The following is a 15,561-nucleotide window of genomic DNA, read 5'->3' on the forward strand; positions in this document are numbered from 1 at the left end:
GACACTCCTTGATCATCTCCAACCGTAATCGCTTGCGCCGCAATGCCGCCGCGGCGTTCGCCGTCGCCATCGCGCTTTCGCTCACCTCCTGCGGAAGCAACGAATCCGATTCCGCGTCCGACGAAAGTGCGACAGCCACGACCACTGTCGCGCCGGAGCTCGGCCCGGACGGGCAGCAGGTCGTCGACATCATCGACAAGCAGATGAAGGCACTCGACCTGACCGGGGCTGTCTACGGCGTCTGGCGTGGTGACGAAGTCGTCGCTGTCGGGGCGGCCGGGCAATCTCCGGTAGGCGTGCCGACGGCGCCGGACATGCAACTGCGGATCGGGCAACCGATGGAGCCGATGCTCTCGACCGTCCTGTTACAACTCGACGGCGAGGGCGTGTTGAAGCAGGACGAGCCGATCTCGAAGTGGCTGCCGGACTTCCCGAGGGCCGACCAGATCACGCCGAAGATGCTGGCCGACAGCACGTCCGGGGTGTCGGACTACGTGACCAATCCCGACTTCCTGAAGCAGTTCTACGCCAATCCGATCAAAGGGTTCACAGCTGCGGAATTGATCGCACTGGCGAACGCTCGACCACCGCTCTTCGAGCCGGGCAAGAGTTGGGCGTACGCGCACAGCGATCTTGTCCTGCTCGGCGAGGTCTTGCAGAAGGCGACCGGCAAGACGTTGGGTGAGTTGCTCCAGACGCGCATCCTTGACCCACTGCAGATGAAAGACACGCACCCAGTGCTGAATTCGCAGATGAGCGGGCCGATCCTGCACGGCTACACAAACGAGCGTGGCATGTTCGAAGACTCCACCTTCTGGAATCCGACGGCATTTCTACACAGCGGCAACATGAACACCACCGTGGCGGATGTCGCAACCTGGATGCGTGCGCTGACCGACGGCACGCTGCTGTCGAAAGAACAGTCCACGGCCATGCTGGGTCCGTCCACCGCTGGAATCGGACCGTTCACGAAGGACAAATTCTTCGCTTACGGCGTCCTACACGACAACGCCTGGATCATTTCGAATCCCTCGTACGGCGGGTATCACGGAGCGGTGTTCCACGACTCCGAGACGAAGACCCTGGTCATCGTTTATGTCACCCTCGGGCAGAACACTCCCGATCCGAACACCAACAACGCGATGCCGGCGGGCACGGAGATCGCAACGATGCTTGTGCCCAACCGCCCGCCGGCCTGACCCGATCTAACGCACGAACGTCCCCATCTTCTCGGCGTCGTAGTACTCGAGATTGAGCCGACCCCCGTCGAAGGTGGCCTTCGAAATCGTTCCCGGCGCGGCGTTTTCGGTGAGCAGCGTGAAGGTGAAGGTATCGCCGTCCCAATGCTTCAGTGGGAAGGTTTGACCTGCCGGGCCAAGTCCGAGGACGAGGGCACCGTCTTTCTCCGAGATCGTCGCGGGTCCGTAGTAGTCGTTGGCGTAGGTGCCTGCGTACTCCGAAAGCGGTTTGGCGGGAGCGGGGTTGGTTGGAGCGGACTTTCCGACCAGCGAACCGTCCGGCACGGTAATCGGCCCGAGCACCTTGGTAAACAGGGCGGTGAAGTCCTCCGTGATCGAACCGAATTGCACGAGATCGGAGAAGCTTTCGTTCACGATCTCAGGAACTCCGATCGGCCACGCGTTCGTGAGGGTCACGATGGCGACGTCGGCCGACGGTAGGGCCAGGATGTTCGTCGCCGCGCCGGACAGGAACGCACCGGAGTGATTGAAGCCCGTCCGACCTGCAGCCGACGTGTTGACGTTGTAGCCGTAACCGTAGAAGGACGCTCGTGATTCGGGCGTCGACGGTGGGTGGGAGACAACCTGCGGCGAGATTGCGGGCAGGAACGATTCGGGCGAGTAGATCTGCTTGCCTTCGTAGGTGCCGTTTCCGAGAACCATCAGCAGCCATTTGGCCAGATCGTTCACCGATGAGCTGACGCCACCCGCGGGAGATTGCGGATCAGCGTCACGGTCGAGGTCGTGTACAAACCGACCGTCGACCTTCTGGTGCAGCGTCGCGCGGTTGCTCCTGGTGAGGAAGTCGGAGTGCCGTGAACTCGTCGAGTCGAGGCCGAGCGGTTTGTAGATGGCGTCTTCGGCCAGATCCGCCCACTCCTTTCCTGCCTTCGTCGCGACAGCCTCTGCGCCCATGGTGAGGCCGTAGTTGGCGTAGTTGTACGTGATCCGGAAGGGGTTCAGCTGGTGCATCCGCAGGTGGTCGAGGATGTACTGACGGTCGAAGCCGAGATCCTCCAGCTTGTCACCGGCCGCACCGGGAAGCCCTGTGCGGTGGGAGAAGCCGTCGCCGACGGTCACATTGTCCGAGACCCAGGGATCAGCGAGGGAGAAGTTGGGCATCAACTCCTTGACCTTGGAATCCCACGAGACGTCGCCCTTGGTGACCTCGCTGGCAACAACGGTTGCCGACACCGACTTCGAGACCGACGCGACCTGAAAGACGGTGTCCGCGTCGACCTTGTCGCCTTTCTCTATGTCTCGGACACCGAAACCTTTGGCGTAGAGCACCTTTCCGCCATGCACAACAGCGATGGCCATACCCGGAATACCGGAATTGCTCATCACCTGCTCGGCGAGATCGTCGAGTTTGGCCACAGCCCGGTTCACACTGTCTTCGGGAAAGGCAACGCCGGCAATCACACTCGGCGATTCACCGATAGAGGTCGGGGTGTCGAGTGAGAATTCGTCCGATGATCCCGACGATCCGGACGAACAACCGACAGCGAGAACGGCGGCGGTGAGGACCGCACCTGCTGTGCGCACACGGCGCCTCGATGCTGAGCGTTTCATCGGAACTCCCTGCTGTCTGAGGTCCCCCGTCTGCAGAAAATCGTAGCTCCGCAACGTTTCCGGCACATGCGATTCCGCAGGTCGTTCTACTGTTTGGTTATGGGTGATCGCACAGCAGGACTCGCCACTGCCGCCGCGCATGCGCGGGCATTCCTCGACCAGCTCGACGAGCGCCCCGTTGCCGCCCGGGTGGACGCCGCCGGTGTTCGCGACGTTCTCGGCGGGCCGCTCCCCGAACACGGCGAAGACCCCGCGACTGTCATCGACGCGCTTGTTGCCGGTGCCGATCCAGGTCTTGTCGCGAGTTCCGGTCCCCGACATTTCGGCTTCGTCATCGGCGGTGCGCTCCCCGCAGCGTTGGCCGCGGACTGGGTCGTCTCCGCGTGGGATCAGTGCGCTGCGTTCCATGCTCTCTCCCCCGCTGCGGCCGCAATCGAAGAGATCACCTCTGCGTGGTTGCTCGACTTGCTCGGACTACCCGATACGTCGAGCGTCGGCTTCGTCACCGGTGGCCAAGGCGCCAACACCACCTGCCTGGCCGCCGCGCGCCATGCAGTCCTTGCAAGAACAGGGTGGGACGTCGGTAAGCACGGGCTGATGGGCGCGCCTTCGATTCGGATCATGTGCGGCGAGCAAGCGCACGCCACCATCTACACGGCTCTGCGGCTGCTCGGGCTCGGCGCCGACACCGCGGTGCGCATTGCCACCGATGATCAGGGACGAATGGAACCCGACGCGCTCAGCGCTGCTCTGGCCGGAGGGGAGGGTCCGGCGATCGTATGCGCGCAAGCCGGGAACGTGGCAACGGGCGCTTTCGACTCCTTCGCTCGAATAGCCGACGCCTGTGCCGCTCACGATGCGTGGCTGCACGTCGATGGCGCCTTCGGCTTATGGGCCGCTGCCTCGCCGTCGACGAGTCATCTGACGCGCGGCGTCGAACGAGCGGACTCCTGGGCTGTCGACGCGCACAAATGGTTGAACGTTCCGTACGACGGGGCAATGGCAATCGTTGCCGATCCCGACGCTCATGTCGCCGCCATGGGCCTCGCGGGGCCGTATCTCGTTGTCGATCCCGGTCAGCGCAACAACACGAACTACGTACCTGAAAGTTCGCGACGTGCTCGTGCGGTCCCGGTGTACGCAGCGATCCGATCACTCGGCCGTGCGGGCGTCGCCGACCTGATCTCGCGAAACTGCGCGCAAGCTCGTCGAATGGCAGATCGCTTGGCTCGGTTGCCGGGCGCGGACGTCCTTAACGACGTCGTCCTCAATCAAGTGCTCGTGCGACTACCCGGAGGAGACGACGCGAACCGAGCAGCTGTGGCCGCCATCCAGCGCGATGGCACCTGCTGGCTCGGCGGTACCACCTGGAACAACGAGTACGTATTGCGAATATCGGTGTCGAATTGGGCGACAACGGACGCCGATATCGACCGCTCGGCCGATGCCATCGCGAGGGCCGCGGGGCAGATTTGAGTGGTTTGCGACGTTTACCGAAGTCGATCTCGGTCAATCCGAAGGTATGAAATCACTCAAAACGACGTTGATCGGAGCGATGGCCGGCGGAGTGTTGCTGTTTGCGCCCACGACGGCCTCCGCTGTTCCGACAGACATCTTCGATCCGCTACTGGACTCGACCTGCAACTTCGGCCAGATCGATGCGGCACTGCACGACCGGGCGCCGGAAGTCGCGGCACAACTCGACCAGATGCCGGAGCAGAAGGCGCAGCTCGCCGTGCTCTTCGACCTGCCCGTCGATCAGCGGCGGATGGCGATCGACGCCTACCTGGCCGCAAATCCGGGGATGAGCGGTCGGGCCGAGCAGCTTGCAAACAGCTTGGAAGCCGAGCAGGCGCGCCCTGTGATTCAGTCGATCGCCGACAGCTGCAGTAGCTACTGACCTAGGCCCGGAGTCTGCGGTTCCGGGATCGCAGACTCCGCTGCACGACTGACGACTTCCCACAAGTTGTATTCCGCCCGTCGACTTTCGGCGATCATCGCCGCTGCGTCGAATGCGGTCCCGCCGAGAAGGAGTCGCCGCGGTGGATCTTCGGCATTCACCAATTTCAGCACTGCCGATGCAGCCAATTCTGGTGCGCTGTCGACGGATTCGCCGTCCCACTGCTGCGTGATCGCGTCGCGAACCGGATCGTAGGTCTGCATCGGGTCCGTCGATGTCATCGACTGGTAGAGGTTCGTCCAATACCCGCCGGGCTCGACGACTGTGACAGCAATTCCGAAAGCTGCGACTTCGAGAGCCAACGAATCGCTCATGGCTGCCAGCGCGGCTTTGCTCGCGCTGTACAGGCCGGTGGTCGGCGCGCTCGCCAACGCTCCGATGCTCGATATCTGGATGATGTGGCCGCTGTGTTGGGCCCGCAGGTAGGGCAGGACGGCCTGACTCACCCAGAGTGCGCCGAAGAAGTTCGTTTCGAACTGCGCTCGGGCTTGCGCTTCGGTGAACTCTTCGACCATGCCCATCGAGATGTTGCCCGCGTTGTTGACGACGACGTCGAAACGGCCTAATTCGTTGTGCGCCTTGGCTACTGCACCAATGACGGCTTGGCGGTCCGTCACGTCGACGTCGAAAACAACGAGTGCGCTACCCGTCGAATTGGCACGTTCACGAAGTTCCACAGTCGAGCGAGCAAACACGGCCACGCGGTCCCCCGCGTCGAGCGCAGCCGAAACGAACGCGCGACCGAGGCCGCGAGAACCCCCGGTGATCAACCACGAACGCTGCACAGTCACAACTACCTCCTCTGCGAGACGGGTCGTCTCGTCTCGCGCTGTCAGCATGCACCTCTCGACGCCCAACTGTCAAGACGGACCGTCTCGTTTCGTGTAGATTTTTGGGCATGAAGGTGACGGACGGTCGATCTGCGGACGCGCGACGGCGAAGCGAACGGTCACGGCTGGCAATCTTGGAATCGGCGACCGAACTCGTTCGCGAGGTCGGCTACGAGAAAATGACCATCGAAGCAATCGCCGCCCGCGCGGGAGTGGGCAAGCAAACCATCTATCGGTGGTGGCCGTCGAAAGGTGCGGTGTTGTTCGATTCGTTCGTCGCGATGAACGAGAACGGCGCCGAACTGGCCGCGCTTCCCGATACCGGCGACATCGAATCCGACCTGAAAGCTGTTCTCGCAGCAACGGTCGACGAGCTGAACGACCCGCTGTACGACGTCCCGATGCGGGCTCTCAACACCGCGATATCGAACGACGAAGCCCTGGCCGCGCAGTACGAGGAATGGCTGGAGACACCGATGCGAGAGGTCAAAAGGCGCCGACTGCAAGCAGCTCAGGACGCGGGCCAACTGTCACCGGCAGTAGACCTCGATATCGCCATCGATCTGATCTGGGGGCCGTTGTTGAACCGTTGGCTGCAGCGGAGCGGACCGTTGAACTCGACCTACACAAACAGGATCGTCGATTCGGTTCTCGACGGCATTCGCGCTCGCTAATCGTCGGCCGCGAGGCCGTCCCACGACCAGTGCGGTATGCGTAGTCCGCCCGGCACGTCGTCCGCCGATCGGTGGTAGCGCGCCATCGTAGTTGTTGTCGCCCAAGCGAAATAGTCGAGAAGCGTTCGATGCACACGTGTGCCTTCGACTATCCCGATGTCGCGTAGAGCCAAGTCGAAACATTCGATTGCGCGGCGGTCCATCTCGTCGTGGGGGCCGTTGCCGCTGTGCATTCGCACGACGGCGGTTTCGTCGCCGAAATCCTGCGAGTACGTCGCAGGCCCGCCGAGTGCCTCCGCCCAGTAGGCGGCCAGTCGAGCTGTGTGGTCGGGATGAAAGCCATGGCTGAACGCATGGCCCACCACGTCGTCGGCCACCACTCGGACGTGCCAGGCGTGGGCGAGGGCGAGCAATCCGTCCGATCCACCAGCGGCGTCGTACAGGCTCAACTGGTCGCGTCCAGCGTCACCCGGACCGACACCTGGCCCTTGTCGTTGCGGCGACTGACGGCGTGTCCTGTGCGGTCGACTCCGTGTAGTGCGACCGCCAGTTTGTCACCGTCGTGTTGGAAGTTGCGCCACCAGTTCTTCTTGTCCGGGAACGCGACGCCGATGCTCAGTACGTTCCCTTTTTGGGTGTACCCCACGGGAAGACTGAACGTTTTGCCGGACTTGCGCCCCGTGTAGGTGATGACGGCCATCGACTTACCCGCAAGCTCGCCGATTACGGGCAGGTCCAGCACCGCGACCACAACCTTGTTGGTCAGTTCAGCGACCCTGTGGAACGTATTCATACGTCCAGACTAGGCGGCGGCGATGTCGGAACTCTGGTCTCGCAGCGGGAACGGCAGCGGTAGCGGCGGCGCTGTCGATCGGAGCTGATGCCCGGTCGGGGTGGTGATGGTGTAGCTGTGCAGTTGGCCGGGCTGCTGGCCGTCGGCTTCCTTGGCGTAGTTGCAGGCTTCGCACAGGCCGGCGGAGTTGTGCAGCGTCGTCGCACCACCCGATTCCGCCGATTCGACGTGATCACCATGCTTGATCCGCGCATCACACCACGGGGTGCGGCAGATCCGGTCACGGAACCGGGTCATCCGCAGCAACCCTTTCCGGAAGCACCGCGACGTCGATTCCATCGCGGTCAACGCCCCCGTCGTCGGATTCGCATAAAGCCGACGCAACTCGACCATCGCAGCGGAGTCGTGCAGCCACTGCTTGACCAGATCCGCGGGTATCGGTCCGTAACCGGGAACATCCGCCGCGGATGGAGTATTGGTCAGCAGCGCTTCGTCGGAGATGACGACGTTGACAGTGACCGGCACTGCGGACGCTGTCGCCAGCCCGGTCACCCGTTCGACCAGGATGTCGGCCATGATCTGACTTCTGGTCCGCTCATCGCCTGCCGCGACGACGGCTGCGGCGTCCTTCAGCAACGTCGCATGCACGGTCACGGCTTGCTTCATCGGCAGCAACGCCGTCAGATACGCCATGGTGTCCGGCGCCGGCCGTGAGGTGACGTCGGTTGGCTTCAGCTTTGCGGGCTCGTCGCACCATAGATTCGGCGTCGAGTTCGGCACCCAACGCGATCGCGGCAGCTTTGAGCTGATTGTCGCCTTTGCCGGCGAGGGTGGCGGGGTCGCTGCACAGTTCTCGGTCGACGGTGCCGCGGTCTTCCTTGCTCAGGCACGCGGTTTCGCGGACCAGGATGGTGGCTCGCCACTCGGTCAGCTCACCCGTCTCGAGCTGACGCAGGGTGTGCGGCATTTCCTCGACCAGCGCGCGGGCGAAGCCGAGATGTTGGCTGCCTTTGTTCGGTGAGCATTGTCGGGCCAATCCGATTTCGGACGGGATACCCATCTCCTGTTGCGCTTTCGACAGTCCACGTGCGGCACGTTCGGCTCGTCGTTGCGTGGCGAATTGGTTGGTCACCCGTGCCTGCAGTGCCGCGCAGCCTGATTTCACTTTTCCAATACCAGGATCACATCGGCCTGCTCGGCGTCGCTCAGTGTGCGATCGACATTCGCCATCTCGGCCCATAAAGCGGTATCCGGTCCGCCTCCGCTTCGAGGCAAGATCCTGTGTGATTGCTCTCGGATTCCGAGTGGAATCACACATAGTCCGGCAACCAGCCATACTCCGACCGGCGCCCCCACAGAGCGATGTCAATGGCACCCTCACTCCGGGCCGAGGTCCGATGCCGCAGGATTTGGCTACTCAGGCGATCGGCAGCGTTTCGCTGTACGGCACATTGAACGTGGCAACGAAATCTGCGAAGAGGGATTCGTCGCCGATCAGCTCGACCGCCCCGACCTGCAGAGCGGCGTCGGGCCCGAGGACTCCTGCGAGCACATCGCGAAAGCCCGGACCTCCGACTACTACGAGGTCGGGAGCCGGATGCGCACCCGGCTGCACCACGATCTCCCGCGTGGTGACCCTTGCGTGCGCAACGGCAGCGCCGACCCGGACCTCGTAGGTCACCGATCCGCGTCGACGGGGACGCGAACCGCCCTGTCCTGCAACGCGTAACGAGCCGACCAACGACGCGTCGGTGACGACCTCACCCTCGCGTGGCTCACGCATACCGGCCGCTCCCCACCGAGCCAAGGCGTCGAAAGCTGTCCTGAGCTCGTCGGCCCTCGGAGTTACCCGGTAGACCACCGACCGACCCGACACCTCACGGACCACGAGGCCGTCTTCTTCCAGCTCCTTGAGTCGACTGGCAAGCACATTGGTCGGCATGCCGGGTAGCCCGGCGATCAAGTCGGAGTAGCGCCGCGGACCGACGAACAGATCGCGAAGAACGAGGATCGTCCACCGCTGACCGACGACCTCCGCCGCGCGTGCAAGCCCGCAGAACTGGCCGTACTCACGTGTACGCATCCCCTCACCCTACCCACTTGCTGCACTCAAGCAAGTGTGCTTGTCTGAAACAAGTAGATCGAAAAGGAGCAAACGGATGATCATCGTTGCGGGACACATCACCGTCGAACCTGCGCAGCGTGCGTCGTACCTCACGGGGTGCGTGGTCATAGTCGAGCAGGCTCGCGAGGCGGACGGCTGCCTCGACGTAGCCATCAGCGCCGATCTGGTCGACCCGAGTCGCATCAATATTTTCGAGCGCTGGGACTCACAGGCGACGCTGGATACCTTCCGCAGAACCGGCCCAGGCAGTGATCAAGACGAGGCGATGCTCTCGGTGGCAGTGGAGGAGTACGACGTCACCAGCGTGCGGCCTCTGTTCGGGTGAAACACACCCGGCAACAACGAGAAGGGAACTGCAACAATGAAACTCACGACCACCACGATGGTTACCGTAGACGGAGTCATGCAGGGACTCGGCGCGCCAGACGAGGACCGCAGGGGCGGCTTCGAACGCGGCGGCTGGGTGATGCCGATGTTCGACGACGAAGCCACGACGATCCTCAACGGGATCTATCGTCGCGCCGACGCATTCCTGTTCGGCAGAACGACGTTCGAACTGTTTGCCGGATCCTGGGGTCAGGTTCCGGACCCGGAGATGAATCCTGTTGCAAAAGCGCTGAATTCGCGACCCAAGTACGTCACATCAACGACATTGACCGACCCGCAGTGGGCGAACTCGACCGTCCTCACCGGCGACACGAAAGCCGCGATAGACGCTCTGAAGGCAGAGCCCGGTGGCGAGCTACAGGTCCACGGTAGCGGCAAACTGGTCCGGTGGTTGCTCGACAACGACCTCGTCGACGAGCTCAACCTGATCGTCTGCCCGGTAATCGTCGGCCAAGGCACCCGACTGTTTCCCGAGCATGGCCTCGACACCGCACTCGAACTCGTCGAATCTCGGACGACTACGAACGGTGTTGCGCTGCAGACGTACCGACCAATCGGGCGTCCTCGTTACGAAACGGCCACTGCCGCGTCGATGGACGAGAAATAGGCTCGTCGACTCAGCTGCCCGCCGACAGTTCGTCCAACCGACGCTGAAGGAATCTGCGCACCTGGTCGGTGCCCGCCGTCGCCAGCGCGTCGCGGTAGTACCCGAGCGCCTGCTCGAGGCGTCCGGCTCGGCGAAGAAGGTCCGCCCGAGTGGCGACGACGATGTGCGATCCGGCCAGCCGTGGATGTTCCGACACCTCGTCCAAAGCAGCAAGGCCCGCGTCGAACCCGTCCCGGAAGCCCACCGCAACCGCACGATTGACGAGAACCGCGGGCGACGACGAATAGCGCAACAACTCGTCGTAGCCGGAAACGACTGCATGCCAATTGGTCTCGGTCCAGGTCGGAGCGATTGCGTGCGCACCCGCGATTCTCGCCTGTGCAAGATACGGCCCAGCACCGTCGGCGGCGGCCGAGACAAGGCAACGCAGTCCGGCCCGGATAGCGGACCGATCCCACTGCAAGCGATCCTGCTCTTCGAGCGGCACCAACTCACCGTCGACGCTTCGTTGCGCTCGACGACTGTTGTTGAGCAGCATCAAGGCAAGCAAGGCGCGCGCCTCCGACTCGTCCGGCAGCAAAGCGCAGAACAACCTACCGAGCCGAATCGCTTCGTCGCACAACTCTTCTCGCACTGCGGACGGTCCAGATGTCGCGAAGTAGCCTTCGGTGAACACCAGATAGATACAAGCGAGCACGCTGGAAGTACGTTCGGGCAGCAGGTGCGCAGGCGGAACACGCAGCGGGATGTTCGCCTGCCGGATCTTCGACTTTGCCCGCGTGAGTCGTTGCGCAACAGTATGTTCCGGCTGCATGAACGCTCGAGCGATCTCCGAGGTCCGCAAGCCGCATACGAGCCGAAGCGTCAACGCAACCCGAGACTCCGGCGAAAGCGCCGGATGGCAGCACATGAAGATCATCCGCAACTGGTCGTCCGCGACAGTCACCACCTCGACCTCCTCACTCGGCGGCGCAAGCAGAACTGCATCGGTTTCCTTTACAGCCCTTGTCGATTCACGCCGAAGCCGATCCAGAGCCCGGTTGCGGGCAGCTGTGGTTATCCACGCACCCGGGTTCGACGGCAAACCGAGATTAGGCCAGGTGCGCAACGCATCGGCGAACGCCTCGTGCACCGCGTCCTCGGCGATGTCGACGTCACCGACAAACCGCGCGACGGTAGCCACGGCCCGACCGAACTCGGCGCGATAGACCGCATCGATGTCGGCCGGGCCCGGCGTCGTCATATTTGAATGTCTACGATCTGACGCAACTCCAGTCGACCCCTCTCCCCCAACGGAATCTGGACCGCAATCGCTACGGCGGCAGCACGATCCGGCGCCGCGAACATGTACAGACCGTTCGCGACCTCCGCGGATTCCGCGAACGGCCCATCGGTGAACAGAGTTTCCCCATCCCGCACGCGGACCGTCGTCACGGATTCGGGTAGGTGTAGCGATCCACCGCCGCGGATGACGTCGCCGACCTGCTCGCCGAACCGAATGTGTTCGGCCGCTCCCGCATCCCATTCCGGAGTGCCGGGAGCAACGACGTCACCGGGCGGCTCGAGAAGTAATGCGAGCCACCAGTCCGCCTGCGACCCAGCTACCTGCATGTACTCCGACATCGGCCACACCTCGACGAAACCGTCCGCCGCAGCGGGGATTTTGCGAACGAGCTCGAGGCAGTCGTCGAGGTTCTCGTTCTCGAACACCGTGAATCCACCGACAACCTCAGCCTGCTCGGTGAACGGCCCGTCGGTGACCAGCGGTCCATCCGCTGTATGTCTCACGTTGACAACCGTTTCCGACGGATACAGCGCGGCACCGCCAACGATCGCGGCACCGGCGGCAGCCTCGAACGCTGCGTACCGCTCCAGTTCGGCGTCGAACTCAGGTGATCCCGGCTCGCCCTCTGGACCGCCGTCTTCCCGTCCGAACAGCAACGCTAGGTAGTGCATGACGTCATCCTTCCGCTCGTTGGAGAAGTTCGGAACCCCTCCTACCAAAGCGACGAACGGCGATCAGCTTTCTCTACCTCGGGGCACGGCCAATGTGACGTCACAGCCGTCGCCGCTCGATCCTGGCGAGACAACGGTGAGGTGACCGCCGTGGGCGCGCGCGACGTGATCGGCGATCGGCAGTCCGAGTCCGGTTCCGGCCCCGTCGCTGCTGGTCCAGAAGCGTTCGAGAATGTGGGGTTGGTCGGCGGCGGGAATGCCGGGGCCATGGTCGGTGATCGTGACGGCCGCGTGGGTTTCGGTCGCCGCGACGGAAACAGTGACCGTGGAGTCATCGGGCGCGAACCGCACCGCGTTGTCGACAAGATTGGCCAACGCTCGGCGCATCGTCACTTCGTCGACCGACCAGGCGAGCGTGGCAGGTCCGATCACCGACACGTCTACTGCCCTGACCTGCGCCAATTCCCGTGCCTGGTCGGCCACATCGCGGACGATCGCGGCGAGATCGGCCGGTCGACGATCGAGGGTGCGGGCCCGGCTGCGGGCATCGGCGAGCAGTTCGTCGATGGTTGCGTGCATCCGCTCGGCGGCGACCTTGATACGTTCGGTGTTCTCGCGATACACGTCGACGGTGGGGTCGGGGTGGGCTAGCACGACGTCGGCAGTGGTGATCACCACGGCGAGCGGGGTGCGGAGTTCGTGGCTGGCTTCTTCGACAAGTCGACGCTGTGTGTCAGCGGACTGCTGCAGGCGGTCGAGCATGGCGTCGAAAGCGGCGGCCAGCGCGGCCACCTCGGTCGGGCCGTGTCGGTGGCCGATCCGCCTGGCGAGGTCGGAGCCTTCGATGTCTTCGGCTACCCGGCGGATTCGGTCGATGGGCCGGACGGCTCGACCCGCCAACCACCACGCCGACACGGCTGCGACCGGTCCCAACGCGATGACTGTGATCGTGAGCCATGGCGACCGTTGACTGACGGCCTCGTCGGCGACGGCGGAACCGACGACAACCTCCGCCTCGACGGCGACCGACACCGCCACGACGAGCAGAAGCGGCAGATAGATGGCCAGAAATCCGAACACGGCAAGCTGGACTCGCAACGAACCCCACACCCGCTTCATGCCTGGCTCACTAACTGATACCCGACATTGGTGACCGTCACGATCGGTGCGGGCGTGCCGAGTTTGCGGCGAAGCCGACTCAGAATGACTCGGGGCGACGACGTGAACGGGTCGGCGTTGGCGTCCCACACGTGCTCGAGCAGGTCGCCGAGCGACAGCACCTCACCGGGGTGGTGCATGAAGTAGCGAAGCAGCGCGAATTCCCTTGCCGTCAGTGGCACTTCGGTGCCGGCCCGCCATACCTGATGGGTAGCGACGTCCATGGTTACGTCACCTACTTCGAGCACGGCACCGTGCCCGTCGCGGCGCCGCCCGAGAGCGCGCAGCCGGGCCACCAGCTCCGGGAACGCGAACGGCTTTACTAGATAGTCGTCCGCACCGGCGTCGAGTCCGGCGACTCTGTCGGTCACCGCGTCGCGGGCGGTCAGCACGATGATCCGGCGGGGCCTGCACAGTTCGGGGTCGGTCGCGAGGCGGCGAATCAAGTCGAGACCGTCGCCGTCGGGTAGGCCGAGATCGATGCAGGCGACGTCGAAGTCGACGATCCGCAGCAGCTCGTCGGCAGCGGCGAGGGTGCCGACCACATCGACGGCGTAGGCCTCGTTGCGCAGACCGAGGGCAACCACCTCCGCCAGCGCGGTTTCGTCTTCGACGAGCAGTATCCGCATGATCGGTCAGCGCGCCGACCGGGCGGCCGTGGTTGTTGTCGCCCCATCCGGGCCCGACAGTGTCATGCGGTTGTCGTCGAAGGTGATCGTCGGCTCGGATGCGCTTGGATCGTCGGGGCGAAAGCCGCCCGTGGTCGAGACGAACGAGCGAGACGGCAGGCCGTCGGTGATCTCGACCGCAGCGACGCTGCCTTCCTCGTCGAGGGCGTACCAGACCACAGCGGTCTCGCTCCCCGATGTGACGGTCACGTACGTGCGGAGGTCGCCGTCGTCGAACAGCGTACCGGCGAGTTCGACGTCGTCGAGCGTTCCGATGTCTGTTTCCAATGCCTTTCGCTCGTCGCGACCTTCGTCGGTCGCACCGGCCAGCAGCGCCAGCACGTCCGCCTCGTGCTCGGCGATCCTCGACGCGCCGATGTCGTCGGGAATCGGGAACAATGCCGGCACTGCGTCGGGGCCGGCCGCCGTGACGACCAAGCGAGAGTCCCGCGAAGAGACCTCGAACGAGCCGCCCGAGTCGAGCTCGTAGCGGCCGACGACGGCATCGAGCGCGCCGGGATCGAGGGCGACCTCGTCGTCACGGGGTGTGGGAAGTGGGTCGCCCGCGACCAAGGCAGGCCCGACCGCCCGAAGAAGCTCCTCTGCCGTCACCTTCGCGGTGTTCGACGCCATTGCGACGACCCGCTCACTGCTCGGCAGCCAGACCACAACTGCATTGTGACCTGTGCTGTCGCCTCCCCCAGCGGCGGCCAGTCCGGGCTCACCGAACACCTTGTCGTCCAACGCAACCCAGCCGGGTGTCTCGGACGTTCCGTCACCCACGTCGAACACGGGAGTGCGGATGCGTTCCACAGCTTCCGGCGATACCACCTGACCGGTGAACAGTGCGTGAGTCCAGGACGCCAGATCGCGGGTGGTCATCGCCAACCCACCGTTGCCGTCCAGCGCCCAGTGTGGACCGGCCTCCCAGAACCCGCCCGCGACGTGGCCGTCCGGGAGACGAAGGACCCTCGTGACCATGAAGTCGCGGTAGGACATCCCGGATGTCTCCTCGATGATCAGCGCAAGCAATGTGTAGCCCGCGTTGGAGTAGAGCACGTCCGAGCCCGGCGCGAAAGCGACTCCGAGGTTGCTGATCGCGGCCAGTGCCTCGTCGCGTCCGAGGGGCTGTTCGTCGCTGCCATGGTTGCCGGTCAACCCGCTGGTGTGGGTCAACAGCTGGGCAACCGTGACGTCGGCGACGGGTCCACCGAGGTCGGGAACGAGGTCTCCAGCCCGATCGTCGATCGATAGCTTGCCGTCGTCGACGAGAGCGAAAATGGCAGCGGCAGTAAAGGATTTGGTGATCGACCCGACGCTGAACACCGTATCCGTCGTGATCGTCGTGTCGCCGTAGGCGAACGAACAGTCCTCCCTGCCGCCGGTCGAGATGGCGATGGTACCGCTGAACCCGGCCACCGCCCATTCATCGAATCCCGCCGCAATTTCCGGACACTCGATCGACCGATCCGACACCGACGCAGGGGAATCGGAGTCGGCCGTGCAGGCCCCCACAAGCATTGTCACGCCGATGATCAGCGCGGCTCCACGTCGATTCATGCCCCGAATGTACGGAGCACCCTGTGAACCCGA

The 15,561-nt window shown here is 63.9% G+C and carries 18 protein-coding genes; 6 read left to right on the plus strand and 12 right to left on the minus strand.

What is annotated here, in order from left to right; all coding sequences use genetic code 11:
- Nucleotides 1–8: 8 nt before the first annotated feature.
- A complete protein-coding gene (locus JGU71_RS17725; RefSeq protein WP_199705598.1) occupies nucleotides 9–1,199 on the plus strand; it encodes a serine hydrolase domain-containing protein in 1,191 nt (396 codons plus the stop codon).
- 6 nt (nucleotides 1,200–1,205) lie between these two features.
- On the opposite strand, the gene JGU71_RS17730 is transcribed toward JGU71_RS17725, so the two are convergent.
- A complete protein-coding gene (locus JGU71_RS17730) occupies nucleotides 1,206–2,810 on the minus strand; it encodes a serine hydrolase (protein ID WP_199705599.1) in 1,605 nt (534 codons plus the stop codon).
- 99 nt (nucleotides 2,811–2,909) lie between these two features.
- On the opposite strand from JGU71_RS17730, the gene JGU71_RS17735 reads away from it, so the two are divergent.
- Entirely contained in the window at nucleotides 2,910–4,286 is a 1,377-nt protein-coding gene (locus JGU71_RS17735; RefSeq protein ID WP_199705600.1) for a pyridoxal phosphate-dependent decarboxylase family protein, read from the plus strand.
- A gap of 46 nt (nucleotides 4,287–4,332) precedes the next feature.
- Entirely contained in the window at nucleotides 4,333–4,710 is a 378-nt protein-coding gene (locus JGU71_RS17740) for a hemophore-related protein (protein WP_199705601.1), read from the plus strand.
- Here the strand turns inward: JGU71_RS17740 and JGU71_RS17745 are convergent.
- Entirely contained in the window at nucleotides 4,704–5,561 is an 858-nt protein-coding gene (locus JGU71_RS17745) for an SDR family NAD(P)-dependent oxidoreductase (RefSeq protein ID WP_307829701.1), read from the minus strand. The two genes, JGU71_RS17740 and JGU71_RS17745, sit on opposite strands and share 7 nt — an antisense overlap.
- Before the next feature lie 107 nt (nucleotides 5,562–5,668).
- On the opposite strand from JGU71_RS17745, the gene JGU71_RS17750 reads away from it, so the two are divergent.
- Nucleotides 5,669–6,274 carry a TetR/AcrR family transcriptional regulator gene (locus tag JGU71_RS17750; protein ID WP_199705603.1) on the plus strand — a complete coding sequence of 202 codons (606 nt, stop codon included), beginning with the start codon at nucleotides 5,669–5,671 and terminating at the stop codon, nucleotides 6,272–6,274.
- Here the strand turns inward: JGU71_RS17750 and JGU71_RS17755 are convergent.
- The 5 genes from JGU71_RS17755 to JGU71_RS17770 all read right to left on the minus strand — a co-directional run bounded on the left by JGU71_RS17755 (nucleotide 6,271) and on the right by JGU71_RS17770 (nucleotide 9,150).
- The gene (locus JGU71_RS17755; protein ID WP_199705604.1) at nucleotides 6,271–6,723 is read right to left on the minus strand and encodes a globin domain-containing protein; all 453 of its coding nucleotides are present in this window, start codon (nucleotides 6,721–6,723) and stop codon (nucleotides 6,271–6,273) included. The genes JGU71_RS17750 and JGU71_RS17755 overlap by 4 nt on opposite strands.
- Nucleotides 6,720–7,067: a PNPOx family protein gene (locus JGU71_RS17760; protein WP_199705605.1), complete on the minus strand. Its 348-nt coding sequence runs from the start codon at nucleotides 7,065–7,067 to the stop codon at nucleotides 6,720–6,722. Before JGU71_RS17760 ends, JGU71_RS17755 begins: the two co-directional genes overlap by 4 nt.
- A gap of 9 nt (nucleotides 7,068–7,076) precedes the next feature.
- Entirely contained in the window at nucleotides 7,077–7,721 is a 645-nt protein-coding gene (locus JGU71_RS29920; RefSeq protein ID WP_372433197.1) for an HNH endonuclease, read from the minus strand.
- Nucleotides 7,663–8,199, minus strand: a complete 537-nt coding sequence (locus JGU71_RS29925) for a hypothetical protein (protein ID WP_233529551.1) — start codon at nucleotides 8,197–8,199, stop codon at nucleotides 7,663–7,665. Before JGU71_RS29925 ends, JGU71_RS29920 begins: the two co-directional genes overlap by 59 nt.
- Nucleotides 8,200–8,484: 285 nt before the next feature.
- Entirely contained in the window at nucleotides 8,485–9,150 is a 666-nt protein-coding gene (locus JGU71_RS17770; RefSeq protein ID WP_199705606.1) for a winged helix-turn-helix transcriptional regulator, read from the minus strand.
- Between the two features lie 76 nt (nucleotides 9,151–9,226).
- Between JGU71_RS17770 and JGU71_RS17775 the strand changes: the two genes are divergently transcribed.
- Nucleotides 9,227–9,517: a putative quinol monooxygenase gene (locus tag JGU71_RS17775; protein ID WP_199705607.1), complete on the plus strand. Its 291-nt coding sequence runs from the start codon at nucleotides 9,227–9,229 to the stop codon at nucleotides 9,515–9,517.
- A gap of 36 nt (nucleotides 9,518–9,553) precedes the next feature.
- Complete coding sequence (locus JGU71_RS17780) at nucleotides 9,554–10,186, plus strand: dihydrofolate reductase family protein (protein ID WP_199705608.1); 633 nt, start codon at nucleotides 9,554–9,556, stop codon at nucleotides 10,184–10,186.
- 10 nt (nucleotides 10,187–10,196) lie between these two features.
- Here the strand turns inward: JGU71_RS17780 and JGU71_RS17785 are convergent, their stop codons facing one another.
- From JGU71_RS17785 to JGU71_RS17805, 5 genes are all read right to left on the minus strand, one after another.
- Entirely contained in the window at nucleotides 10,197–11,429 is a 1,233-nt protein-coding gene (locus JGU71_RS17785; protein WP_199705609.1) for an RNA polymerase sigma factor, read from the minus strand.
- A complete protein-coding gene (locus tag JGU71_RS17790) occupies nucleotides 11,426–12,142 on the minus strand; it encodes a YciI family protein (protein WP_199705610.1) in 717 nt (238 codons plus the stop codon). Before JGU71_RS17790 ends, JGU71_RS17785 begins: the two co-directional genes overlap by 4 nt.
- 63 nt (nucleotides 12,143–12,205) lie before the next feature.
- On the minus strand, nucleotides 12,206–13,261 hold the full coding sequence (locus tag JGU71_RS17795; RefSeq protein ID WP_199705611.1) for a HAMP domain-containing sensor histidine kinase: 1,056 nt from the start codon (nucleotides 13,259–13,261) through the stop codon (nucleotides 12,206–12,208).
- Nucleotides 13,258–13,929: a response regulator transcription factor gene (locus tag JGU71_RS17800; protein ID WP_199705612.1), complete on the minus strand. Its 672-nt coding sequence runs from the start codon at nucleotides 13,927–13,929 to the stop codon at nucleotides 13,258–13,260. Before JGU71_RS17800 ends, JGU71_RS17795 begins: the two co-directional genes overlap by 4 nt.
- A 6-nt stretch (nucleotides 13,930–13,935) precedes the next feature.
- Nucleotides 13,936–15,528 (minus strand): serine hydrolase domain-containing protein, encoded by a 1,593-nt coding sequence (locus JGU71_RS17805; protein WP_199705613.1) that lies wholly within the window; start codon nucleotides 15,526–15,528, stop codon nucleotides 13,936–13,938.
- Nucleotides 15,529–15,561: the final 33 nt, after the last annotated feature.

It is taken from the genome of Antrihabitans stalagmiti (assembly GCF_016482825.1).
GTDB lineage: Bacteria > Actinomycetota > Actinomycetes > Mycobacteriales > Mycobacteriaceae > Antrihabitans > Antrihabitans stalagmiti.

Bases quoted from the DNA above. Each gene is read 5' to 3' on its own strand.
- JGU71_RS17730 (WP_199705599.1), bottom strand. From the start codon at position 2,810: ATGAAACGCTCAGCATCGAGGCGCCGTGTGCGCACAGCAGGTGCGGTC.
- JGU71_RS17735 (WP_199705600.1), top strand. From the start codon at position 2,910: ATGGGTGATCGCACAGCAGGACTCGCCACTGCCGCCGCGCATGCGCGG.
- JGU71_RS17740 (WP_199705601.1), top strand. From the start codon at position 4,333: ATGAAATCACTCAAAACGACGTTGATCGGAGCGATGGCCGGCGGAGTG.
- JGU71_RS17750 (WP_199705603.1), top strand. From the start codon at position 5,669: ATGAAGGTGACGGACGGTCGATCTGCGGACGCGCGACGGCGAAGCGAA.
- JGU71_RS17760 (WP_199705605.1), bottom strand. From the start codon at position 7,067: ATGAATACGTTCCACAGGGTCGCTGAACTGACCAACAAGGTTGTGGTC.
- JGU71_RS17770 (WP_199705606.1), bottom strand. From the start codon at position 9,150: ATGCGTACACGTGAGTACGGCCAGTTCTGCGGGCTTGCACGCGCGGCG.
- JGU71_RS17775 (WP_199705607.1), top strand. From the start codon at position 9,227: ATGATCATCGTTGCGGGACACATCACCGTCGAACCTGCGCAGCGTGCG.
- JGU71_RS17780 (WP_199705608.1), top strand. From the start codon at position 9,554: ATGAAACTCACGACCACCACGATGGTTACCGTAGACGGAGTCATGCAG.
- JGU71_RS17785 (WP_199705609.1), bottom strand. From the start codon at position 11,429: ATGACGACGCCGGGCCCGGCCGACATCGATGCGGTCTATCGCGCCGAG.
- JGU71_RS17790 (WP_199705610.1), bottom strand. From the start codon at position 12,142: ATGCACTACCTAGCGTTGCTGTTCGGACGGGAAGACGGCGGTCCAGAG.
- JGU71_RS17795 (WP_199705611.1), bottom strand. From the start codon at position 13,261: ATGAAGCGGGTGTGGGGTTCGTTGCGAGTCCAGCTTGCCGTGTTCGGA.
- JGU71_RS17800 (WP_199705612.1), bottom strand. From the start codon at position 13,929: ATGCGGATACTGCTCGTCGAAGACGAAACCGCGCTGGCGGAGGTGGTT.
- JGU71_RS17805 (WP_199705613.1), bottom strand. From the start codon at position 15,528: ATGAATCGACGTGGAGCCGCGCTGATCATCGGCGTGACAATGCTTGTG.